Consider the following 21,687-nt stretch of genomic DNA (forward strand, 5'->3'; position numbering starts at 1 on the left):
CTTGCCGGAACGGCAAGGATGTTTGCCTGAGCCGCCGCGTCTGGTGACCCTGGTGCCATGAGCAACCACTCCACCCACGGCCACCACCACGACGCCCACCAGGGCCTGCACCATGAGCCCTCCGCGCACGGGCACCACCACGGCGGGGCCGAACCCGACTGGGACGTTATGGCCCCGCTCCTGGAGCGCAACGCCGAGCTCAGCAGCGCGCAGTACACCGAGGCGGCCCGCTGGATCGCCGCCCTGCCCACCGCCCCGAAGGTCCGCCGGGTCCTCGACGTCGGCGCCGGACCCGGGGTGGTCGCCTGCCTGCTCGCCGAGGTCTTCCCGGACGCCGAGGTCGTCGCCGTCGACGGCACCCCCGCCCTCCTCGAACGCACCCGGGACCGGGCGCGCCGGCTCGGGCTCGACGGCCGCGTCACCACCCTGCACGCCACCCTCCCCGACGAGCTGCCCGCCCTGGGCGAGGCCGACCTGATCTGGGCCGGCAACACCCTGCACCACATGGGCGACCAGCACGCCGCGCTCGCCGGACTCGGCGGGCTGCTGCGCCCCGGCGGCACCGTCGCCCTGGTCGAGGGCGGGCTCCAGGCCCGGCAGCTCCCGCGCGACCTGGGCTTCGGCAGGCCCGGGATCGAGGCCCGGATGGAGGCCGCCGAGGCGGAACTCTTCCAGGAGATGCGCGCCGAGCTGCCCGACGCCCGGCGCGAGGTCGAGGACTGGGCGGCCCTGTTCGGCGCGGCGGGACTCACCCCGCAGGGCACCCGCAGCTTCCTGCTCGACCTGCCCGCGCCCCTCGGAGACGCGGCCCGCGAACAGGTGATCGCCGACTTCACCCGCCGCAGCGGCGGGCTGCGCGACCACCTGGACGCCGAGGACCTTGCCGTGCTCGACCGGCTCCTGGACCCCGAGGACCCGGCATCCCTGCACCACCGCCCGGACGTTTTCCTGCTTCTGGCCCGCACCCTGCACCTGGGCCGGCGCGCCGCCTGAGCCATCCCCGTAACGACGAAACCGCCGCCCCCGGTCACGTACGAGCGGGGGGCGGCGGTTCCGTAAAACCGTGGCGGTCAGGCGCCGGCGTTGAACTCGCCCGGGTTCGGGCCGAGCCGCTTGCCCTCGTCCAGCGCCGCGAACGCGGCCAGGTCGTCGGCGTCCAGCTCGAAGTCGAACACGTCGATGTTCTCCGCGATCCGTGACGGGGTCACGGACTTCGGGATCACCACGTTGCCCGTCTGGAGGTGCCAGCGGAGCACCGCCTGGGCGGGCGTGCGGTTGTGCTTGCGGGCGACCGCGAGGACCGTCGGGACCTCCAGCAGGCCCTTGCCGGAACCGAGCGGCGACCATGCCTCGGTGAGGATGCCGTGCTTGGCGTGCAGGGCACGGGACTCGGCCTGCTGGAGCTGCGGGTGCAGCTCGATCTGGTTGAGCACCGGCACCACGGAGGTCTCGCCGAGCAGCCGCTCCAGGTGCTCCGGGAGGAAGTTCGACACGCCGATGGCCTTCGCCCGGCCGTCGGCGTGGATCTTCTCGAACGCCCGGTAGGTGTCGACGTACGCGTCCTTGGCCGGTACCGGCCAGTGGATCAGATACAGGTCCACGTAGTCGAGGCCCAGCTTCTCCAGCGAGGCGTCGAAGGCGCGCAGCGTCGAGTCGTGGCCCTGGTCGCTGTTCCACAGCTTGGTGGTCACGAACAGCTCGTCGCGGGCGACGCCCGAGGCGGCGATGGCCTTGCCCGTGCCCACCTCGTTCTGGTAGATCGCGGCGGTGTCGATGCTGCGGTACCCGGACTCGATGGCGGTGGCGACCGCCTTCGTCGCCTCGTCGTCCGGCACCTGCCAGACTCCGAACCCGAGCTGGGGCATCTCGACGCCGTTGTTGAGGGTGAGGGAGGGGACCTGGCTCACGAGCTGAGCATCCTTACGTTGAGGGGTGGGACTCCCAGGGTCAACGGTCGGGAACGCGTACGCATTCCCGACCGCCCCGATCCGTCCCCGCTCAGCGGTACAGCGCCTCCACCTCGGTCTCGTACGCCGCCTCGATCGCCTTGCGCTTCAGCTTCAGCGACGGGGTGAGCAGACCGTGCTGCTCGCTGAACTGGTGCGCCAGGATGCGGAACGTACGGATGGACTCGGCCTGCGAGACCGCGGTGTTCGCCGCCACCACCGCCCGGCGCACCTCCATCTCCAGGTCCGGATCGCGCACCAGCTCGCCCGGGGTCAGCTGCTGCCGGCCCCGCATCGTCAGCCAGTGCTCCACGGCCTCCTGGTCGACGGTGACCAGCGCCGCCACATAGGGCCGGTCGTTGCCGACGACGATGCACTGCGCCACCAGCGGATGCGCCCGCACCCGCTCCTCCAGGGCGGCCGGCGACACGCTCTTGCCGCCGGACGTCACCAGGATCTCCTTCTTCCGCCCGGTGATCGTCAGATAGCCGTCCTCGTCCAGCGACCCCAGGTCCCCGGTGGCCAGCCAGCCGTCGTTGAGGACCGCGTCGGTCGCCTTCGGGTCGCCGAGATACCCGCCGAACACATGGCCCCCGTGCACCCACACCTCCCCGTCCTCCGCGATGTGCACCGTGCTGCCGGGGATCGGCTGCCCCACCGTGCCGTACCGGGTGCGCTCCGGCGGATTGGCGGTGGCCGCCGCCGTCGTCTCGGTCAGCCCGTACCCCTCGTACACCGTCACCCCGGCGCCCGCGAAGAACAGGCCGAGGCCGCGCTCCATGCCCGAGCCGCCCGACATGGCGTGCCGGATGCGGCCGCCCATCGCCTCGCGGACCTTCTTGTACACGACCTTGTCGAAGAACTGGTGCTGCATCCGCAGCCCGGCCGAGGGCCCCGGGCCGGTGCCGAAGACGCGGGCCTCCATCGCCTCCGCGTACTTCACCGCGATGTCGACGGCCTTGTCGAACGGCCCCGCCCTGCCCTCCGCCTCCGCCCTGCGCCGGGCCGCGTTGAAGACCTTCTCGAAGATGTACGGCACCGCCAGGATGAACGTCGGCCGGAACGAGACCAGGTCCGGCATCAGGGCCTTCGCCGACAGCTCCGGCTGGTGCCCCAGCTTGACCCGGCCCCGGATCGCGGTGACCTCCACCATTCGCCCGAAGACGTGCGCCAGCGGCAGGAACAGCAGCGTCACCGCCTCGTCGCCCGGCCGGGAGTGGAACACCGACTCCCAGCGCGACGCCATGGTGTCCGCCTCGAACATGAAGTTGGCGTGCGTGAGGACGCAGCCCTTGGGGCGGCCCGTGGTGCCCGAGGTGTAGATGACGGTCGCCACCGACTCCGGGGTCACCGCCCGCCGGTGCCGGTGCACCACCTCGTCCTCGACGTGCCCACCCGCCTCGACCAGCTCCGCGACCGCTCCCGCGTCCAGCTGCCACAGCCGCTTCAGCTGCGGCAGCCGGTCGATGACCGAGGCCACCGTCATCGCGTGGTCCTCGTGCTCCACCATCACCGCCGACACCTCGGCGTCGTGCAGCATCCACAGCACCTGCTCGGCCGACGACGTCGGGTAGACCGGCACCGACTGGGCGCCCACCGCCCACAGCGCGAAGTCGAACAGGGTCCACTCGTAGCGTGTACGCGACATCAGGGCGACCCGGTCGCCGAACCGCACCCCGTGCGCGATCAGCCCCTTGGCCAGCGCCAGCACCTCGTCACGGAACGCGGCCGACGTCACGTCCTGCCAGTTCCCGTCCGCGTCTTTCCGGCCGAGCGCGATCCGGTGCGGTTCCTCGTCGGCATGGTCGAACACCACATCGGCGAGGCCGCCCACGAGGGGTGCGGCCGCCATGGGCGGGACAGTGAATTCGCGCAATGACCTGCTCCTTGAGGTGCTCCGCACAGCGCCGCGACGCTACCCCACCGGGCGTTGGCGCGGGAGGGTCCGGAACGGTCCGTACCACTTGGTATATGCACAGGTCAGGGGCCGAAATCCGGCCAGATGGGCAAGGCTCGGGCGCGCTTGGGACCGCGGGGTAAGCGGCTCGCGCGGGAATCTCCACCGAATCTGTACGCCGCGATCATTCTCCCCGGCGGAGCGGCCGGTCATGCCGGTTCACGCCCACGAACCGCGCGGATCAGCCGGTCGCCGCCCGCCAGGATCGCCTGCGCCAGCGCGTCCGCCGCCTGCTGCGCGCCGCCCCCGCGCCTGCCGTGCAGCAGCACGAAGCCGACCCCGCCCAGCTCCGGCAGCCCCGCCCGGGCCGGCACCGGCTCCAGACCGGGCGGCACCAGGCCCCGGGTGTGCGCCATCACGCCGAGCCCCGCGTGCGCGGCCGCCACCAGCCCGCTGAGGCTGCCGCTCGTGCACGCGATCCGCCAGGAGCGGCCCTGCTCCTCCAGCACTTCCAGGGCCCGCGCCCGGGTGATGCCCGGCGGCGGGAAGACGACCAGCGGCACCGGACGGTCCGGGTCGAGCCGCAGCTCCGGCGCGCCGATCCAGACCAGGGCGTCCTGCCAGACCAGCTGCCCGTGGGTGTCCCCGGCCCGCCGCTTGGCCAGCACCAGATCGAGCCGGCCCGCCGCCAGCTGCCGGTGCAGGGTCCCGGACAGCTCCACGGTCAGCTCAAGCTCGACCTCCGGATGGTCGCGCCGGAACGTCTGAAGGATCTCGGGCAGCCGGGTCTGCACGAAGTCCTCCGATGCGCCGAACCGCAGCCGCCCGCGCAGCCGCGTCCCGGTGAAATAGGCCGACGCCCGCTCGTGCGCCGCCAGGATCGTCCGGGCGAAGCCGAGCATCGCCTCGCCGTCCGCCGTGAGATCGACGCGGTGGGTGTCCCGGGTGAACAGCTGCCGCCCGGTCGCGTCCTCCAGCCGCCGCACATGCTGGCTCACCGTCGACTGCCGCACCCCGAGCCGGCGGGCGGCGGCGGTGAACGACAGCGTCTGGGCGACGGCCAGAAAGGTACGCAGCTGCGCGGGGTCGTACATGCCGGGCAGGCTATCGCTGAACGTGATGACAGTCAGAGCGGTGTACGTGTTTCCCGATCGGAGGGCGTCCGAGCAGGATGGGTCCCCGGGCACGCCCGACCCTCACCGAGAGAAACGTGGAGCACATGAGCCGCCGCATCCCGCAGCCGCCGTCCTGGCTGCCGGTCGACCCGTACATAGCGGCGCTGATCGGCACCGTCGTCCTCGCGGCGCTGCTGCCGGCCTCGGGCCCGGCCGCCGAGGTGGCCGGCGGGGCCTCCACGGGCGCGGTCGCGCTCCTTTTCTTCCTGTACGGGGCGCGCCTGTCCACGGCCGAGGCACTGGACGGGCTCCGCCACTGGCGGCTCCACCTCACGGTCCTGGCCTGCACCTTCGTCGTCTTCCCGCTGCTGGGGCTGGCGAGCGCGGGCCTCGTGCCGTACGTCCTGTCGCCGCAGCTCCAGAGCGGCTTCCTCTTCCTGTGCCTGGTCCCCTCGACCATCCAGTCGTCGATCGCCTTCACCTCGATCGCCCGGGGCAACGTCCCCGCCGCGATCTGCGCCGGGTCCTTCTCCTCGATCGCCGGGATCTTCCTCACCCCGCTCCTGGCCGCCGCGCTGCTCGGCGGCAGCGGGGGCGGGTTCTCCGGCGACGCCCTGCTGAAGATCGGCGTCCAGCTGCTGCTGCCGTTCGCCCTGGGCCAGCTGCTGCGCCGCCGCATCGGGGGCTTCCTCGCCCGCCACCGCAAGGTCCTCGGCCTGGTCGACCGGGGCTCGATCCTGCTCGTCGTCTACACCGCGTTCAGCGAGGGCATGGTCGCCGGCATCTGGCACCAGGTGACCCCGGCCCGGCTCGGCGCGCTCCTCGCCGCCGAGGCGGTCCTGCTCGCGCTGATGCTCACCGTGACCTGGTACGGCGCGAAGCGCCTCGGCTTCGGCCGGGCGGACCGCGTCGCGATCCAGTTCGCCGGGTCCAAGAAGAGCCTGGCCTCCGGGCTGCCCATGGCCAGCGTCCTCTTCGGCGCCCAGGCGAGCCTGGCGGTGCTGCCGCTGATGCTCTTCCACCAGATGCAGCTGATGGTCTGCGCGGTCATCGCCAAGCGGCGCGCCCGCGACGGCCGGGACGCCGTGTCGCCCGAAACGGTGCCGGTGTCCTAGCCCGAGTCCGCCGCGAAGCCGTGCCGGTGGCTCAGCCCGCGTCCAGCGCGATGCGGTGCTCTCCCGCGTACACGTTCATCGACGGCCCCCGTAGGAAGCCGACCAGGGTCAGGCCCGTCTCGGCGGCCAGGTCGACGGCGAGGGACGAGGGCGCCGAGACGGCCGCCAGTACGGGTATCCCGGCCATCACCGCCTTCTGCGCCAGCTCGAACGAGGCCCGCCCCGACACCAGCAGGACCGACCGGGACAGCGGCAGCCGCCCGTCCGTCAGCGCCCGGCCCACCAGCTTGTCGACCGCGTTGTGCCGCCCGACGTCCTCCCGTACGTCCATCAGCTCGCCGGTCTCCGAGAAGAGCGCCGCCGCGTGCAGGCCCCCGGTCCGGTCGAAGACCCGTTGAGCGGCCCGCAGCCGGTCCGGCAGCCCGGCCAGCAGCGCGGGCGGCAGCAGCAGCGGGGGCGTGTCGGCGACGGGGTGCCGGGTCGTGGTGCGGACGGCGTCCAGGCTCGCCTTGCCGCACAGCCCGCAGGACGACGTGGTGTAGACGTTGCGCTCCAGCGTGATGTCGGGGACCTCGACGCCCGGGGCGAGCCCGACGTCCACCACGTTGTACGTGTTGACCCCTTCTGCGGTCGCGCCGGCGCAGTACACGATCGACCGCACATCGCCCTGGTCACCGATCACGCCCTCGCTGACCAGGAAGCCCGCGGCGAGGGCGAAGTCGTCGCCCGGCGTGCGCATGGTGATGGCGAGCGGCTTCCCGTTCAGCCGGATCTCCAGCGGCTCCTCGGCGACGAGGGTGTCGGGGCGGGCGGAGACGGCCCCGTCCCGGATGCGGATGGTGCGGCGGCGCTCGGTGACCCGTCCCATGACCGTTGAACCTGATTTCTGTAGGCGAGGGGGCCGGTATTTCCGTGGTGTTTCCGTGGTTGAAGGGGCCCGGTACGCCCCGACGCCGCCATTCTCCCGCACCGGCGACACGGCGGCGCAACCGGATGGCCGGGTCCCGGATCACCGGGGGCTGCTGCCGAGCCCTCCAAGCCGGAGCCGGGATTCCTGTGGGATCACCTGCCCCCGTACCGGGCGGTAGCGACCAAGACTGGTTGGTTCCTGACAGATGGAGCGAGGGGACCCCGTTTTATGACCGGCTCACGTGTCGTGGCGCTCGGCCACTACCAGCCCGCCAAGGTGCTCACCAACCATGACCTGGCGGCCATGGTCGACACCAGTGACGAGTGGATCACCAGCCGCGTCGGCATCAGGACCCGCCACATCGGCGGCCCCGACGAGCCGGTGGACGAGCTGGCCGCGCACGCGGCCGCCAAGGCACTCGCCGCGGCGGGTCTCCAGCCGGCCGACATCGACCTGGTGCTGGTCGCCACCTCCACCGCCATCGACCGCTCCCCGAGCATGTCGGCCCGGGTCGCCGCCCGGCTCGGCATGGAGGCGCCCGCGGTCATGGACATCAACGTGGTCTGCTCCGGCTTCACCCACGCCCTCGCCACCGCCGACCACGCACTGCGCGCCGGTGCCGCCACCCGCGCCCTGGTCATCGGCGCCGACAAGATGGGCGACATCGTCGACTGGACGGATCGTTCCAGCTGTGTGCTGATGGGGGACGGCGCCGGAGCGGCCGTCGTCGTCGCCGACGAAACGCCTGACCCGGAGCGCCCCGGCATCGGACCGGTGCTGTGGGGGTCGGTCCCCGCCATGGGGGACGCGGTCCGCATCGAGGGCACGCCGCCGCGCTTCGCGCAGGAGGGCCAGTCCGTCTACCGCTGGGCCACCACCCAGCTGCCGCCCATCGCCCGCAAGGTGTGCGAGAAGGCGGGCCTCACCCCGGAGGACCTGGCCGCCGTCGTCCTCCACCAGGCCAACCTGCGGATCATCGAGCCGGTCGCCCGGAAGATCGGCGCGGTCAACGCCGTCGTCGCGCGCGACGTGGTCGACTCCGGCAACACCTCCGCCGCCTCCATCCCCATGGCCCTGTCCAAGCTGGTCGAACGCGGCGAGATCCCCGGCGGAGCGCCGGTCCTCCTCTTCGGTTTCGGCGGCAACCTCAGCTACGCGGGACAGGTGATCAGCTGCCCGTAGGCCCCGGGCGGCACCTTTGTCCTCGGAGTGGCGAAAGTCCGCCGGATTTCCGCGCGACTTCTTCCCAGCCCCGGCAACCGCTGCTACGTTCCCCTCCCAAGCCCGGCGGACAGGCCGACGAGGCGGGAGGGGCGCGTGAGACGTATGACGGCACGACCCGCGAACGCCCACCAGGCGCGCCTGCTCAAGCTGTTGCGCGACGGTGGGCCCAACTCCCGGGCGAAGCTGGGCGATCGGGTCGACCTCTCCCGGTCCAAGCTGGCCGTCGAGGTCGACCGGCTGCTGGAGACCGGACTCGTCGTCGCCGACGGGCTCGCCGCGTCCCGGGGCGGCCGCCGCTCGCACAACATCCGGCTCGCCCCGCACCTGCGCTTCCTCGGCGTCGACATCGGCGCCACCTCCGTCGACGTGGCGGTCACCAACGCGGAGCTGGAGGTCCTGGGACACCTCAACCACCCCATGGACGTACGCGAAGGGCCCGTCGCCGTCTTCGAGCAGGTGCTGTCCGTGGCGGCGAAGCTCCGGGACGCCGGGCTCGCCGACAGCTTCGACGGCGCCGGGATCGGCGTCCCCGGACCGGTCCGCTTCCCCGAGGGCGTCCCCGTCGCACCCCCGATCATGCCCGGCTGGGACGGCTTCCCGGTCCGCGAGGCACTCAGCCAGGAGCTGGGCTGCCCGGTCATGGTCGACAACGACGTGAACCTGATGGCCCTGGGGGAGCAGCAGGCGGGCGTCGCCCGCTCCGTCGGCGACTTCCTCTGCGTCAAGATCGGTACGGGCATCGGCTGCGGCATCGTCGTCGGCTCCACCGTCCACCGGGGCGCGACGGGCAGCGCCGGCGACATCGGCCACATCCAGGTCGAACCCGGGGGCCGGCTCTGTGCCTGCGGCAACCGGGGCTGCCTGGAAGCCCACTTCAGCGGCGCCGCGCTGGCCCGCGACGCCGAGGACGCGGCCCGCGCCGGCCGGTCCGAGGAGCTCGCGGCCCGGCTGGCGGCGTCCGGCCGGCTCACCGCCGCCGATGTGGCCGCCGCCGCGGCCGCCGGGGACGCCACCTCACTCGTCCTGATCCGCGAGGGCGGCAATCGCGTCGGCCAGGTCATCGCGGGCCTCGTCAGCTTCTTCAACCCCGCCCTGGTGGTGATCGGCGGCGGGGTGACCGGACTCGGCCACACCCTGCTGGCCGCCGTCCGGGCCCAGGTCTACCGGCGCTCCCTGCCGCTGGCCACCGGCAACCTACCGATCGTCCTGGGCGAGCTGGGACCCGCCGCCGGAGTCACCGGCGGCGCCAGGCTCATCAGCGACCACCTGTTCTCACCCGCCTGACCCGCCCGGCCGCCCACACGGCCCCCACATACCCACACCTCGTCCGCCGAGGGGATTCGTCATGGCTCCGCAACCACCGCTGCTCACCATGTCCGGCATCACCAAGTCCTTCCCCGGTGTCCGTGCCCTCGACGGCGTCGACCTGGAGGTCCAGGCCGGCGAAGTCCACTGCCTCCTCGGCCAGAACGGGGCCGGCAAGTCCACCCTCATCAAGGTCCTCGCCGGCGCCCACCAGCCCGACGACGGCGAGATCACCTGGCGCGGCGCCCCCGCCGAACTCCGGTCCCCGCCGGCCGCGATGCGCCTCGGCATCGCCACCATCTACCAGGAACTCGACCTGGTCCGGGGCCTGTCGGTCGCCGAGAACGTCTTCCTGGGCCACGAGTTCACCAGCGCCGGATTCGTCGTCCGCGCCCGCCGCGCCCGCACCGAGGCCGCCGCCCTGCTGGCCCGGCTCGGGCACCCGGAGATCGACCCGGCCCGCCCAGCCGGTGAACTCTCCGCCGCCCAGCAGCAGATCGTCTCCATGGCCCGGGCGCTCTCGCGCGACGTACGGCTCATCGTGATGGACGAGCCGTCCGCCGCGCTCGATCCCGACGAGGTCGGCAACCTCTTCCGGATCATCGCCTCGCTGACCGCCGAGGGCGTCGCCGTCGTCTACATCTCGCACCGCCTGGAGGAGATCCGCCGCATCGGCGACCGGGTGACGGTGCTCAAGGACGGCCGGGCCGTCGCCGCCGGGCTGCCCGCCGAGACCACCCCGACGCACGACATCGTGGCGCTGATGACGGGCCGCAAGGTGGAGTACGTCTTCCCGCCCCGCACCCCGCCACCCTCCGGACGCGCCGGGGCCGCCCCCGTACTCACCGTCGAAGGGCTGGCCAGGGACGGGGAGTTCGCCCCGGTCGACCTGGAGGTGCGGCCCGGGGAGATCGTCGGCCTCGCCGGGCTCGTCGGGTCCGGGCGTTCCGAGATCCTGGAGACGGTCTACGGAGTGCGCCGGGCCACCTCGGGGCGGGTCACCGTCGACGGGAAGGCGCTGCGGCCCGGGAGTGTGCGCTCCGCCGTCGCCGCCGGCATCGGCCTCGCCCCCGAGGAGCGCAAGGCCCAGGCCCTGCTGATGCTCGAATCCGTCACCCGTAACGTCTCGCTGTCCACCGTGTCCCGCTACTCCAGGGCAGGTTGGCTGGACCGCGGTGCGGAACGCGAGGCGGCCGGCGAGGCCACCCGCGTCCTGTCGCTGCACCCCGACAACCCGGACACCCCCGTCCGCACCCTCTCCGGCGGCAACCAGCAGAAGGCGGTCCTGGCCCGCTGGCTTCTGCGCGGCTGCCGGGTGCTGCTGCTGGACGAACCGACCCGTGGCGTCGACGTCGGCGCCCGCGCCGAGCTGTACGCCGTGATCCGCCGGCTGGCCGACGAAGGGCTGGCCGTCCTGCTCGTCTCCAGCGAAGTGCCCGAAGTCCTGGGCCTCGCCGACCGGGTGCTCGTCCTGCGCGAAGGGCGGGTGATGCACACCGCCGACGCCACGGACCTGGACGAGCACCGCGTACTCGACCTCGTGATGGAAGGGAGCCCGACGCCATGACCCACCCCGTTCCCACGGCGCGGCAGAGCGGGCCGGACCGGGGCCCCGCCCCGGTGACCCTGAAGAAGTACGGACCCCGGCGCACCCTCGGGCGGCGGCCCGACCTGCACATCCTGTCCCTGCTCGGCATCCTCGCCGTGCTGGTGGCCGTCGGCGGATTCACCGAACCCGACGCCTTCCTGGACACCGGAAACCTCCAACTCGTCCTGACCCAGGCATCGGTGATCGGTGTCGTCACCGTCGGCGTCACCTTCGTCATCACCTCGGGCGGCATCGACCTCTCGGTCGGCGCCATGGTCGCCCTGGCCTCCGTCTGGGCGAGCACCGTCGCCACCCAGGAATACGGGCTCGCGGGCATCCTGTTCACCGCCGTGCTCGTCGGCCTCGGCGCCGGTCTGGTCAACGGGGTGCTCATCGCGTACGGGAGGGTGGTGCCGTTCATCGCGACGCTGGCGATGCTCGCATCGGCGCGCGGCGTCGCCCTCATGATCACCGACGGCAGGACCCAGATCGTCACCGTCGACGCGGTCCTGGACCTCGGCCTGCCCGGCTCCTACGTCCTCGGCATCCCGCCGCTCGTCCTGATCTTCGCGGCGGTCACCGTCGCCGGCCGGCTGCTGCTGAACCGTACGACCTTCGGCCGCCGCACCGTCGCCGTCGGCGGCAACGCCGAAGCGGCCCGGCTCGCCGGCATCGACGTCCGCCGCCAGCGGCTCTACCTCTATCTGCTGTCCGGGCTCTGCTGCGGCATCGCCGCCTTCATGCTGATCATCCTGTCGGGCTCCGGCCAGAACACCGCCGGCAACCTCTACGAACTCGACGCCATCGCCGCCGCGATCATCGGCGGCACCCTCCTCAGCGGCGGACGCGGCACCATCACCGGCTCCGTCCTCGGCGTGCTGATCTTCACCACGATCACCAACATCTTCGCGCTCAACAACCTCCAGAGCGACGTCCAGCAGATCGCCAAGGGCGCGATCATCGTCGCCGCCGTCCTCGTCCAGAGCCGCACCGCCCGCACCGAGACCTGACCCGCCCGGCCCGTTCATACCCCCGCACACCCACCCACCGGATGAAGGGTTCCACAGCCATGCCGCAAACCAGTCGCAGAGGGCTCCTGTTCGGCACCGCAGCCGTCTCCGCCGGCGCCCTCCTCACCGCCTGCACCAGCAACGAGCCCAAGGAGAAGGACGCCCCCGCGCAGAGCGGGGCGCCCGCCGCCGACGACAAGCCGGGCAAGCCCGTCACCATAGGCTTCGCCGGACCCCAGGCCGACCACGGCTGGCTCAACGCCATCAACGAGAACGCCAGGTCCCGGGCGAAGAAATACTCCGAGGTCACCCTGGAGACCACCGAGGGCTCCAACGACACCGCCGCCCAGATCGGCCAGGTCAAGACCCTCATCAACAAGAAGGTCGACGTCCTGGTCGTCCTGCCCGCCGACGGCAAGGCCCTCACCCAGGTCGGCCTGGAAGCCATGCGCGCGGGCATCCCCGTCATCAACCTCGACCGCGTCTTCGCCTCGCCGCAGGCATACCGCTGCTGGGTCGGCGGCGACAACTACGGCATGGGCCTCAACGCCGGTACGTACATCGGCGAACAGCTCAAGGGCAAGCAGAACGCCAAGGTGGTCGAACTCGCCGGGATCGACAACCTGGAACTCACCAAGCAGCGCAGCAAGGGCTTCGCGGACGCGCTGAAGAACTACCCCAACATCGAGCTGGTGGCCCGTCAGGCGGCTGAATTCACCGTGGAGTCGGGCCAGGCGAAGATGGCGCAGCTCCTCCAGGCGCAGAAGAAGTTCGACGCCCTGTGGAATCACGACGACGACCAGGGCGTCGGCGCACTCCGCGCGATCCAGCAGGCCGGGCGCGACGAGTTCCTGATGGTCGGCGGCGCCGGGGCCAAGTCCGCGATGGACGCCATCAAGGCCGACAACACCGTCCTGAAGGCCACCGTCCTCTACCCGCCGACCATGGCCGCGTCCGCCATCGACCTGGCCCGCGCCCTCGGCCAGTCCAAGGGCGTGTCCGGCCTCGCCGAACTGGAGATCCCCACCAGCCTCACCCTGTACTCCGCCGTCGTCACCAAGGACAACGCCGACCAGTACCTGCCGACGGGCTTCAACTGAGCCGCACCGCCGCCGCACCCGCCGAACCACCGACGAGGAGGAAGCCCCGGATGGCCCAGAGGGATCAGACCCGGCAGGAGACGGCAGCGCCGCCGACGCTCGGGATCGGCATGATCGGATACGCGTTCATGGGCGCCGCCCACTCCCAGGGATGGCGCACCGCCGGACACGTCTTCGACCTGCCCATGCGACCGGTCCTCGCCGCGGTCTGCGGCCGCGACCGCACCGCGGTCCGGGCCGCGGCCGGCCGGCACGGCTGGGCCGCCGCCGAGACCGACTGGCGCGCCCTGATCGCCCGCGACGATGTGCAGCTGGTCGACATCTGCACCCCCGGCGACAGCCACGCGGAGATCGCGGTCGCCGCCCTGAACGCCGGCAAGCACGTCCTCTGCGAGAAGCCGCTCGCCAACACCGTGGCCGAGGCGGAGGCCATGACGGCGGCGGCCGGGCGCGCCGCCGCCCGGGGCCGGTCCGCCTTCGTCGGCTTCAACTACCGCCGGGTGCCCGCCCTCGCCCACGCCCGCCGGCTCATCGCCGACGGCCGCCTCGGCACCCTCCGCCACGTCCGCGCCGTCTACCTCCAGGACTGGCTGACCGACCCCGCGTCCCCGCTCACCTGGCGCCTCGACAAGGACCGCGCGGGCTCCGGCGCGCTCGGGGACCTAGGGGCCCATGTGGTGGACCTGACGCAGTACCTCGCGGGGGAGCGGCTGGTCGCGGTGTCGGCGCTGACCGAGACCTTCGTACGCGAACGCCCCCGGCCCGCCGGACCGGCCGGGGGACTCGGCGGCGGGGCGGCGGCCGGGGACACCGGCCCGGTCACCGTGGACGACGCCGCCGCCTTCACCGGCCGGCTCGCCTCCGGCGCCCTGGCGTCCGTCGAGGTGACCCGGATGGCGGCCGGCCGCAAGAACGCCCTGCGCCTGGAGATCAACGGCGAGCGCGGCTCGCTCGCCTTCGACCTGGAGCGCCTCAACGAACTGTCCTTCCACGACCACACCGAACCCGCCGCCACGGCCGGCTTCCGGCGCATCCTCGTCACCGAGCCCGAGCACCCCTACCTGGCGGCGTGGTGGCCGCCCGGGCACACCCTCGGCTACGAGCACACCTTCGTCCACCAGGCCCGGGACGTGGTGTGCGCCCTCGCGGGCGGCGACGCCCCGCCGGTCCCGACCTTCGCGGACGGCCTCCAGGTGCAGCGCGTGCTGGCCGCGGTGGAGGAGAGCGCCGCGAAGAACTCCGTCCTCACCCCCGTAACCCTCTAGGAGGTCCCGCCCCCATGTCCCGTCCCTTCACCCTCTTCACCGGCCAGTGGGCCGACCTCCCGCTGGAGGAGGTCTGCCGGTACGCCCGCGACTTCGGGTACGACGGCCTCGAACTCGCCTGCTGGGGCGACCACTTCGAGGTGGACAAGGCGCTTGCCGACCCCGCCTATCTGGACGGCCGCCGGGCCCTGCTCGACAAGTACGGCCTGAAGTGCTGGGCGGTCTCCAACCACCTGGTGGGCCAGGCCGTCTGCGACCACCCCATCGACGAACGCCACCAGGGCATCCTGCCCGCCCGCATCTGGGGCGATGGCGAGCCCGAGGGGGTGCGCCGGCGGGCCGCCGCCGAGCTGGCGGACACCGCCCGGGCGGCCGCCGCCTTCGGCGTGGACACCGTCATCGGCTTCACCGGCTCGTCCATCTGGCACCTGGTCGCGATGTTCCCGCCGGTCCCGCCGCACATGATCGAGCGCGGCTACCAGGACTTCGCGGAACGCTGGAACCCGGTCCTGGACGTCTTCGACACGGAGGGCGTCCGCTTCGCCCACGAGGTGCACCCCAGTGAGATCGCGTACGACTACTGGACCACGCACCGCGCGCTCGAAGCGGTGGACCACCGTCCGGCCTTCGGGCTCAACTTCGACCCGAGCCACTTCGTCTGGCAGGACCTGGACCCGGTCGGCTTCCTGTACGACTTCCGGGACCGGATCTACCACGTGGACTGCAAGGAGGCCCGCACACGCCTCGACGGTCGCAACGGCCGCCTCGGCTCCCATCTGCCCTGGGGCGACCCCCGCCGGGGCTGGGACTTCGTCTCCGCCGGACACGGCGATGTGCCCTGGGAGGACGTCTTCCGGATGCTGCGGTCCATCGGCTACGAGGGCCCGGTCTCGGTGGAGTGGGAGGACGCCGGCATGGACCGGCTGGCGGGCGCACCGGAGGCGCTGGCCGCCCTGAAGCGGTACGACTTCGACCCGCCGAGCGCGTCCTTCGACGCGGCGTTCGGCGGCAAGGACAAGGACTGAGGAAACGGGGACCGGACCGGACCGCTCAGCCGATGCCCTGCCGGTCGGGCAGCAGCGAGAACTCCCGCTCGGCGGCGTCCGGCACCGCGTGCTCCACCGCCTGTACGGTGAGGGCGCGGTGCCGGACGAGCGGGCCCCGGCGGTCCGGCCCGGCCAGCGGCATCAGGTCGTCGATCCCGGCGAGCAGCCGCCGCGTCACCTGCGGAACCCCCGCCGCACACCGGCGTACCTCCTCGAAACCCAGGTCCACCAGGTCCTCCCACGACGGAACCTCCTGCACCAGCCGGACCGCGCCCTTGCGGTCCCGGTGGTGCACGGTGCCCAGCGGCAGCCGCACCGCCGCCGCCAGGAACTGCACGATCCGGTCCAGGCACTGCACGGCCGTCGTCGGGTCGTTCGTCGCGGCGGACAGCGCCCGCAGCGCGATGTCCGACAGCTGGCGCAGCCCGAACGCCAGGTCCTGGTGCAGGGTGCGTTCCACGCCCACCGAGACCGTGTACCGCAGGGCGTGCCGGGCCGGCGCCGCCCCGCCGTGCACGGCGAGCACCGGCGTCCCCGGCACCACGAAGTCCCCGAGCCGGGGGACCAGCCGGAGCACCACCCCCTGGCGCCGGGCGGCCCGGACCAGCCGGGCCACATTGACATCGCGGAGGACCCCGGCCCGGCCCTCGTACAGGATCTGCCCGGTCTCCTCGGGCAGCGGCTCCCCGCCCGGGCGTCCTGCGGGCATCCGGCCGAGCACCCGGGAGGTGTCCCGGGTGATGTGGTCGAGGACCGGTCCGATCTGCATCAGGCGCAGCGTGGAGCTCACGTACGCGATGAAGAGGAGCAGGCTCAGCCCGACGAGCAGGGCGGTCAGCACGCTCTGCACGAACGGCAGCGAGGTGACCCGGCGCGGGTCGGTCTCGCTCTCGTACGAGCTGAGGACCAGCAGCGAGAACACGAACGTCGCGAGGAACACCGACAGGGTCAGCTTGCTGATCCGGCTCCGTACGAAGATCCGCACCACCCGGGGTGTGAGCTGGCCGCTCGCCATCTGCACCGCGACCAGCGAGATGCTGAAGACCACACCGATGAAGGTCATCATCGCCGAGCTGACCGTGACGACGATCTGCTTGGTGTCCTCGGCGACCTTCACCAGATCCTGGATCTCGTCGTACGCCTGCTCGTCGCGCAGATACGAGACGATCTGCTCGTCCAGCGCCGAGGCGGCGAACCAGAGCAGGCAGGCGACGACGAGCGTCATGGCCGGGGCGAACCAGAAGGTCTCGCGCAGATGCTCGCGCAGCGGCGACAGCGCACGGGGAGGACGGGAGCCGCGATCACTCATGGTGGCGAACGTAACCCGCCCCGCCCGGCCGCCGGTGGAACCCGCCGCCGACCCTCCGGCGGCACGGTCCGTACGTATGCGCGGGCCGACCACCAGATATGCAGGTGAGAGGCATGACGAATGGCTGGTATTGTTTTCTTGTCGCCGCGGGAAACCGGGGCGGATCACCTGGTCCGGGTGGCGGAATGGCAGACGCGCTAGCTTGAGGTGCTAGTGCCCTTTATCGGGCGTGGGGGTTCAAGTCCCCCCTCGGACACTCATCCAGTTCCCACGGTTCATCGCGAACCGTGGGAATTTCTGGTTTCCGGGGCGGCCCCGCGCCGCCGCCGGAGAAGCCGATCACCCCTTGGAGGACCCCCGGTGGCTGTGCAGCGGATCACGACCCGCAACGCCCGCTTTCAGCAGTTCCAGACGCTGCTCACCAACCGGACCAAGCGCGGCCGCGCCCGCGAGTTCATCGTCCAGGGCGTCCGGCCGATCACCATGGCCGTCGAGCACGGCTGGACGATCCGCTCCCTCCTCTACGACGCGAGCCGCCCGCTCTCCCGCTGGGCGGAGGAGCTGGTGCGCGGCATCAGCACGGAACGCATCGCCATGGCCCCCGACCTGCTCGCGGAGCTGAGCGAGAAGGCGGAGGGCGCCCCGGAGGTGCTGGCCGTGGTCGAGATGGAGCCGGACGACCTGTCCCGCATCCGCGTCGACGAGGGCTTCCTCGGCCTCGTCTTCGACCGCCCCACCCAGCCCGGCAACATCGGCAGCATTGTCCGCTCCGCCGACGCCTTCGGCGCCCGCGGCCTGATCGTCACAGGCCACGCTGCCGACCCGTACGACCCGAAGGCGGTCCGCGCCACCACCGGCTCCTTCTTCGCTCTCCCCGTCGTCCGCACCCCTTCCCACCACGAGGTCGGCGCCTGGCTCGACGAGGAACGCGACCGAGGGCGCCCCGTGGTCGTCGTCGGCACCGACGAGGACGGCGAGTGCGACGCCTCGGAATTCGACCTGACCCAGCCCGTCCTGCTGCTCATCGGCAACGAGACGGCGGGTCTGAGCAGCGCCTGGCGCGACCGCTGCGACCACGTCATCAGCATCCCGATGACGGGCTCGGCCAGCTCGCTGAACGCGTCGAACGCGGCGTCGATCGTGCTGTACGAGGCGCGCCGACAGCGGTTGGCGAAGCGCGGGGGCTGAGCGCGGCCGGTGACCCTACCGGCTCCGCCCCAGCCCCGCCTCCACCAGGAACGCACTCGGCGCCCCCGACCACGACACGTACAGCCCGTCACGCGCCCGGGTGCAGGCGACGAACAGCCGGTCCGTCGAGACCTAGGCCGATCAGGGCCAGCGCCTCGGCCACCTCCTCGCTCAGCTCGTCCTCGGGGCCGAAGACCACGCACAGGTCCTCGTGCAGTGGCCGCAGGATCCGGTCCGCCTCGGCCGCCTGCCCCTGGGCGAGCAGCAGCATCCCGATGTCACGGCGGAGCTCGACCGCCTCCTCGCTCAGGTCGCCGTCGACGGACCGTACGACGGCCAGCAGGGTGCGCAGTTCGGCGAGCGCGTCGGTGGCCCGCCCGAGCTCGGCGCGGCAGCGGGCGGCCTGGGCGCGACAGGCACGCGCCGACGCGCCGGCCGGCCCTTCCGTACGCGCGTACGCGTCGGCCAGCGCATCGAACTCGGGCAGCGCCGCCCGGTAGTCCCCGCCGAGGAGCTGGACCGCCGCCCGGTTCCTGCGCAGCGCCAGCACCCGCTTGCTCTCCGCGCCCAGGGCCCGTGCGGCGGGCTCGATGACCTCGCCGAGCACCTCCGCGGCCTGCGCGAACCGCTCCTCCTCCAGGAGGGCGTCGGAATGGGCGTAGGCCGCGTCGATCTCCTCGCGCAGCCGCGCCGGTACGGGGACGGCGACGGGCGCCTCCGGGGCGTTCGCCGGTGCGGTGGCGCGCCCGCTCCCGGCCCGTGCCCGTGGCGCGTACGGATCGCGGAAGATCCGCGTCGGATCGGGCACACCCGCCGGCCCGGCGTCCCCCGGCGCAGGGCTCTCGCCCGGCGGCGGCAGGAACGGCCGCAGCCGCTCGTACACCTCCTGCACATCGGCCGGACGTGCCTCCGGCGATTTCAGCAGCAGCTGGAGAACCAGCTCCTCCAGGGCCTGCGGCACCTCCGGGCGCAGCACCCGCAGCGGGGTGGGCGCGGCGTTCACATGCTGGTACATCACCAGGTACTCGCTGTCCGCGCTGAACAGCACACGGCCGCTGAGCAGTTCGTGCAGCACACAGCCGAGCGCGTAGAGGTCGGTCTGCGGCGAGATCCGTCCGCCCCGCACCTGCTCCGGCGCCATGTACTGGTAGGTGCCGACCGGGCTCCCGGTCGCGGTCAGCTTGGTGACATCGGTGCGCAGTATGGCGGCGATCCCGAAGTCGAGGACCTTCACCGTCCCGTCGCGCGCGACCAGGATGTTGCCCGGCTTCAGGTCGCGGTGGATGACCGGAACCTCGTGTGCGTGCGACAACACGGTGGCGACCTGCGCCGCCACGGCGACCGCCCAGCCGACCGGGAGCGGCCGGTCCGGGTGGATGCAGGCGGACAGCGGCAGGCCGTCCACCAGCTCCATCACGAGGAACAGCCGGTCGTGGCCGGCGTCGAGCACCGCGTCGTACACCTGCGGCACGCCAGGGTGCTGGATGCGCGCGGTGATCCGCGCCTCGCGCCGGAACCGCTTGGCGAACTCGTCGGCCAGCGTCGGCGAGTCGGCGACGGCCTGCGGCCTGATCCGCTTCACCGCGACGGGCCGGTCCAGCACGGTGTCGTAGCCGCGCCACACGTCGCCCATGCCGCCGTTGGCGAGCGGTTCGATGAGGTCGTACCGGCCTGCGACCGACTGCTGCTGCGGCACATTGCCCCCGGGTGTGCGTACGTGCGGGTGCGGGGCCGGGCACGCGCGGCGCGTGCGGACGGCCCCGGCTCCGGCATCGTCGGGAGTTAGTCTCCCCGGAAGGGTGATCGCCGGTCCAGCGGCGACGGCGTCGGTCGTCGCGGAGGGCCGCTTTCCGGTCACAGGGCGCTGTCCTGCACGGAAAGCGCCTCCACCACGGCCCAGACCGTCTTGCCGGGCCCGTCCGCGCACGGGAACCAGCCCCAGCGATCAGTCAGCGCCGCCACCAGGAGCAGCCCCCTGCCCTCGTTACCGTCCCCGTCCACGTCGCCCCTGGCATCCGGCGGTTCGGCGGCCGGCCGGACGGGGAGGGGCGTGTTACTGGTCATGCTCCTACGCTTTCGCGGTGTCGCTCACGGTGACCAGGGGTGGCGTGCGGTCGCGAGGTGGTTGTACGCGCGGGGGACAGGGAGTGTGGCGAGGTGGCCGAAAGAGACAGGGCCCTGCCGGAGCTGCCCTCACGGATACGTCCGATGGCACGAGGTATCCCTGGCCTCCAGTGGACGTCGGGCAGCCGTCTGCGGGTGTTGTCCGCTCCGAGGCCCGCGGCCGGTCGGTGGCCACATTGCACAGGGGCCATCGACCGGCCGCGAAGCCGGTGCTGCGGAGTGGCCGACGCGGCTGGCGAGTCGACTCTCGTGCGTGGCGTTGCCGCAATGAGTTGAGTCCCCGCCGGAAGACCGGCGGGGACTCAACGCGGAGACGTGAGGTGTGCGGTCAGCTACAGATCGCGTAGACCGTAATGGTGGTGAGAGCGCCCGCCGTCGCGGTCACGGTCCAGTGGTCTCCGTTCGGGTAGGACTGCCCGAGGACGGTGGTGAGGCCGCCGGCAGACAGACCTCCGGAGATGGGAGTGGTGCCTGCCGGGCATGCAGGGGAGTCGTAGGACGCGTTGACGCCCAACAGGACGTCGTAGTCCTGGGAGACGATCTGTGCATCCACCGGTCCGGCGGGTCCGGCGGGTCCGGTGGCGCCAGTCGCACCCGCGGGTCCGGTGGGTCCGGTTGCGCCGTCGGTGCCGTCTGCGCCGGCGGGTCCGGTGGGTCCGGTTGCGCCGTCGGTGCCGTCTGCGCCGGCGGGTCCGGTGGGTCCGGTTGCGCCGTCGGTGCCGTCTGCGCCGGCGGGTCCGGTGGGTCCGGTTGCGCCGTCGGTGCCGTCTGCGCCGGCGGGTCCGGTGGGTCCGGTTGCGCCGTCGGTGCCGTCTGCGCCGGCGGGTCCGGTGGGTCCGGTTGCGCCGTCGGTGCCGTCTGCGCCGGCGGGTCCGGTGGGTCCGGTTGCGCCGTCGGTGCCGTCTGCGCCGGCGGGTCCGGTGGGTCCGGTTGCGCCGTCGGTGCCGTCTGCGCCGGCGGGTCCGGTGGGTCCGGTTGCGCCGTCGGTGCCGTCTGCGCCGGCGGGTCCGGTGGGTCCGGTTGCGCCGTCGACACCGTCAGCGCCGGCCGGTCCGGTGGCACCGGTTGCGCCGTCGACACCGTCAGCACCCGTCGGGCCGGTCGCACCCGTCGGCCCCGTGGGACCCGTCGACCCCGTGGGGCCCGTGGGACCCGTCGGCCCCGTGGGACCCGCCGGCCCCGTCGGGCCGGTCTGGCCCTCGTGGCCGTTATCGCCCTCGTGGCCGTTATCGCCCTCGTGGCCGTTGTCGCCCTTGTGGCCCTTGTGGCCCTGCTCGCAGTGGCTCTGGCCCTCTCGGCACCCTTCGCCACCCGGGTCGGTAGCCGAGGCTATGCTTCCGACGGTCTTGGTGCGCTCCATTGCGAGAGCTGGGCTGGCCATGCCCGTGAGCACGAGAGCGATGGATGCGAGGCTACTGCCCGCAACCCACGCGCTCCGGCCGGGAAGCGGAAGCGGTCCGAGTGAGGAACGTGTCCTGGGGTCAGGACTCATGCGGTTCTCCTGATTTCGCGAAGCCGAATGGTCACGTCGCCCCGGAAGGGGCA

Annotated in this window: 18 protein-coding genes and 1 tRNA gene; 11 read left to right on the plus strand and 8 right to left on the minus strand. The window is 72.5% G+C overall.

What is annotated here, in order from left to right; translation table 11 throughout:
* Window positions 1–57: 57 nt before the first annotated feature.
* Window positions 58–993, plus strand: coding sequence for a class I SAM-dependent methyltransferase (locus OG338_RS26485; RefSeq protein ID WP_405939735.1), 936 nt, complete (start codon window positions 58–60; stop codon window positions 991–993).
* Between the two features lie 77 nt (window positions 994–1,070).
* On the opposite strand, the gene OG338_RS26490 is transcribed toward OG338_RS26485, so the two are convergent.
* From OG338_RS26490 to OG338_RS26500, 3 genes are all read right to left on the minus strand, one after another.
* Window positions 1,071–1,907 carry an aldo/keto reductase gene (locus OG338_RS26490; protein WP_405939736.1) on the minus strand — a complete coding sequence of 279 codons (837 nt, stop codon included), beginning with the start codon at window positions 1,905–1,907 and terminating at the stop codon, window positions 1,071–1,073.
* Window positions 1,908–1,998: 91 nt separating this feature from the next.
* Entirely contained in the window at window positions 1,999–3,798 is a 1,800-nt protein-coding gene (locus OG338_RS26495; RefSeq protein ID WP_405939737.1) for an AMP-dependent synthetase/ligase, read from the minus strand.
* 254 nt (window positions 3,799–4,052) lie between these two features.
* The gene (locus tag OG338_RS26500) at window positions 4,053–4,937 is read right to left on the minus strand and encodes a LysR family transcriptional regulator (RefSeq protein WP_405939738.1); all 885 of its coding nucleotides are present in this window, start codon (window positions 4,935–4,937) and stop codon (window positions 4,053–4,055) included.
* Between the two features lie 125 nt (window positions 4,938–5,062).
* Between OG338_RS26500 and OG338_RS26505 the strand changes: the two genes are divergently transcribed.
* Window positions 5,063–6,073 carry a bile acid:sodium symporter family protein gene (locus tag OG338_RS26505; RefSeq protein ID WP_405939739.1) on the plus strand — a complete coding sequence of 337 codons (1,011 nt, stop codon included), beginning with the start codon at window positions 5,063–5,065 and terminating at the stop codon, window positions 6,071–6,073.
* 31 nt (window positions 6,074–6,104) lie between these two features.
* Here OG338_RS26505 and fdhD read toward each other — a convergent pair whose 3' ends face one another.
* Window positions 6,105–6,941, minus strand: a complete 837-nt coding sequence (fdhD, locus tag OG338_RS26510; protein WP_405939740.1) for a formate dehydrogenase accessory sulfurtransferase FdhD — start codon at window positions 6,939–6,941, stop codon at window positions 6,105–6,107.
* Between the two features lie 270 nt (window positions 6,942–7,211).
* Between fdhD and OG338_RS26515 the strand changes: the two genes are divergently transcribed.
* The 7 genes from OG338_RS26515 to OG338_RS26545 all read left to right on the plus strand — a co-directional run bounded on the left by OG338_RS26515 (window position 7,212) and on the right by OG338_RS26545 (window position 15,500).
* Complete coding sequence (locus tag OG338_RS26515; protein ID WP_405939741.1) at window positions 7,212–8,165, plus strand: beta-ketoacyl-ACP synthase III; 954 nt, start codon at window positions 7,212–7,214, stop codon at window positions 8,163–8,165.
* Between the two features lie 144 nt (window positions 8,166–8,309).
* Entirely contained in the window at window positions 8,310–9,491 is a 1,182-nt protein-coding gene (locus OG338_RS26520; protein ID WP_405939742.1) for an ROK family protein, read from the plus strand.
* Between the two features lie 61 nt (window positions 9,492–9,552).
* Window positions 9,553–11,079, plus strand: a complete 1,527-nt coding sequence (locus tag OG338_RS26525; RefSeq protein ID WP_405939743.1) for a sugar ABC transporter ATP-binding protein — start codon at window positions 9,553–9,555, stop codon at window positions 11,077–11,079.
* A complete protein-coding gene (locus OG338_RS26530) occupies window positions 11,076–12,110 on the plus strand; it encodes an ABC transporter permease (RefSeq protein ID WP_405939744.1) in 1,035 nt (344 codons plus the stop codon). Before OG338_RS26525 ends, OG338_RS26530 begins: the two co-directional genes overlap by 4 nt.
* 59 nt (window positions 12,111–12,169) lie before the next feature.
* Complete coding sequence (locus OG338_RS26535) at window positions 12,170–13,210, plus strand: substrate-binding domain-containing protein (RefSeq protein WP_405939745.1); 1,041 nt, start codon at window positions 12,170–12,172, stop codon at window positions 13,208–13,210.
* A 50-nt stretch (window positions 13,211–13,260) separates the two neighbouring features.
* Complete coding sequence (locus tag OG338_RS26540) at window positions 13,261–14,475, plus strand: Gfo/Idh/MocA family protein (RefSeq protein WP_405939746.1); 1,215 nt, start codon at window positions 13,261–13,263, stop codon at window positions 14,473–14,475.
* Between the two features lie 14 nt (window positions 14,476–14,489).
* Window positions 14,490–15,500 carry a sugar phosphate isomerase/epimerase family protein gene (locus OG338_RS26545; RefSeq protein WP_405939747.1) on the plus strand — a complete coding sequence of 337 codons (1,011 nt, stop codon included), beginning with the start codon at window positions 14,490–14,492 and terminating at the stop codon, window positions 15,498–15,500.
* 25 nt (window positions 15,501–15,525) lie between these two features.
* Here the strand turns inward: OG338_RS26545 and OG338_RS26550 are convergent, their stop codons facing one another.
* Window positions 15,526–16,830 (minus strand): DUF2254 domain-containing protein, encoded by a 1,305-nt coding sequence (locus tag OG338_RS26550; RefSeq protein WP_405939748.1) that lies wholly within the window; start codon window positions 16,828–16,830, stop codon window positions 15,526–15,528.
* A 171-nt stretch (window positions 16,831–17,001) separates the two neighbouring features.
* Between OG338_RS26550 and OG338_RS26555 the strand changes: the two genes are divergently transcribed.
* Together OG338_RS26555 and OG338_RS26560 are read left to right on the plus strand one after the other, a co-directional pair.
* A tRNA-Leu gene (locus OG338_RS26555) sits at window positions 17,002–17,086 on the plus strand.
* Between the two features lie 110 nt (window positions 17,087–17,196).
* Entirely contained in the window at window positions 17,197–18,018 is an 822-nt protein-coding gene (locus OG338_RS26560; protein WP_405940534.1) for an RNA methyltransferase, read from the plus strand.
* 88 nt (window positions 18,019–18,106) lie between these two features.
* Here OG338_RS26560 and OG338_RS26565 read toward each other — a convergent pair whose 3' ends face one another.
* The 3 genes from OG338_RS26565 to OG338_RS26575 all read right to left on the minus strand — a co-directional run bounded on the left by OG338_RS26565 (window position 18,107) and on the right by OG338_RS26575 (window position 20,695).
* Window positions 18,107–19,714: a protein kinase domain-containing protein gene (locus OG338_RS26565; RefSeq protein ID WP_405939749.1), complete on the minus strand. Its 1,608-nt coding sequence runs from the start codon at window positions 19,712–19,714 to the stop codon at window positions 18,107–18,109.
* Window positions 19,715–19,872: 158 nt separating this feature from the next.
* Window positions 19,873–20,082, minus strand: coding sequence for an ATP-binding protein (locus OG338_RS26570; protein WP_405939750.1), 210 nt, complete (start codon window positions 20,080–20,082; stop codon window positions 19,873–19,875).
* Between the two features lie 388 nt (window positions 20,083–20,470).
* Window positions 20,471–20,695, minus strand: a complete 225-nt coding sequence (locus OG338_RS26575) for a hypothetical protein (RefSeq protein WP_405939751.1) — start codon at window positions 20,693–20,695, stop codon at window positions 20,471–20,473.
* Window positions 20,696–21,687: the final 992 nt, after the last annotated feature.

The organism is Streptomyces sp. NBC_00726, from assembly GCF_045161735.1.
Classification (GTDB): domain Bacteria; phylum Actinomycetota; class Actinomycetes; order Streptomycetales; family Streptomycetaceae; genus Streptomyces.

What these genes read in the sequence shown, in the direction of transcription:
- OG338_RS26485 (WP_405939735.1), top strand. Translation starts at nt 58, where the DNA reads ATGAGCAACCACTCCACCCACGGCCACCACCACGACGCCCACCAGGGC.
- OG338_RS26540 (WP_405939746.1), top strand. Translation starts at nt 13,261, where the DNA reads ATGGCCCAGAGGGATCAGACCCGGCAGGAGACGGCAGCGCCGCCGACG.
- OG338_RS26550 (WP_405939748.1), bottom strand. Translation starts at nt 16,830, where the DNA reads ATGAGTGATCGCGGCTCCCGTCCTCCCCGTGCGCTGTCGCCGCTGCGC.
- OG338_RS26520 (WP_405939742.1), top strand. Translation starts at nt 8,310, where the DNA reads ATGACGGCACGACCCGCGAACGCCCACCAGGCGCGCCTGCTCAAGCTG.
- OG338_RS26530 (WP_405939744.1), top strand. Translation starts at nt 11,076, where the DNA reads ATGACCCACCCCGTTCCCACGGCGCGGCAGAGCGGGCCGGACCGGGGC.
- OG338_RS26570 (WP_405939750.1), bottom strand. Translation starts at nt 20,082, where the DNA reads ATGACCAGTAACACGCCCCTCCCCGTCCGGCCGGCCGCCGAACCGCCG.
- fdhD (WP_405939740.1), bottom strand. Translation starts at nt 6,941, where the DNA reads ATGGGACGGGTCACCGAGCGCCGCCGCACCATCCGCATCCGGGACGGG.
- OG338_RS26505 (WP_405939739.1), top strand. Translation starts at nt 5,063, where the DNA reads ATGAGCCGCCGCATCCCGCAGCCGCCGTCCTGGCTGCCGGTCGACCCG.
- OG338_RS26500 (WP_405939738.1), bottom strand. Translation starts at nt 4,937, where the DNA reads ATGTACGACCCCGCGCAGCTGCGTACCTTTCTGGCCGTCGCCCAGACG.
- OG338_RS26495 (WP_405939737.1), bottom strand. Translation starts at nt 3,798, where the DNA reads ATGGCGGCCGCACCCCTCGTGGGCGGCCTCGCCGATGTGGTGTTCGAC.
- OG338_RS26535 (WP_405939745.1), top strand. Translation starts at nt 12,170, where the DNA reads ATGCCGCAAACCAGTCGCAGAGGGCTCCTGTTCGGCACCGCAGCCGTC.
- OG338_RS26525 (WP_405939743.1), top strand. Translation starts at nt 9,553, where the DNA reads ATGGCTCCGCAACCACCGCTGCTCACCATGTCCGGCATCACCAAGTCC.
- OG338_RS26545 (WP_405939747.1), top strand. Translation starts at nt 14,490, where the DNA reads ATGTCCCGTCCCTTCACCCTCTTCACCGGCCAGTGGGCCGACCTCCCG.
- OG338_RS26515 (WP_405939741.1), top strand. Translation starts at nt 7,212, where the DNA reads ATGACCGGCTCACGTGTCGTGGCGCTCGGCCACTACCAGCCCGCCAAG.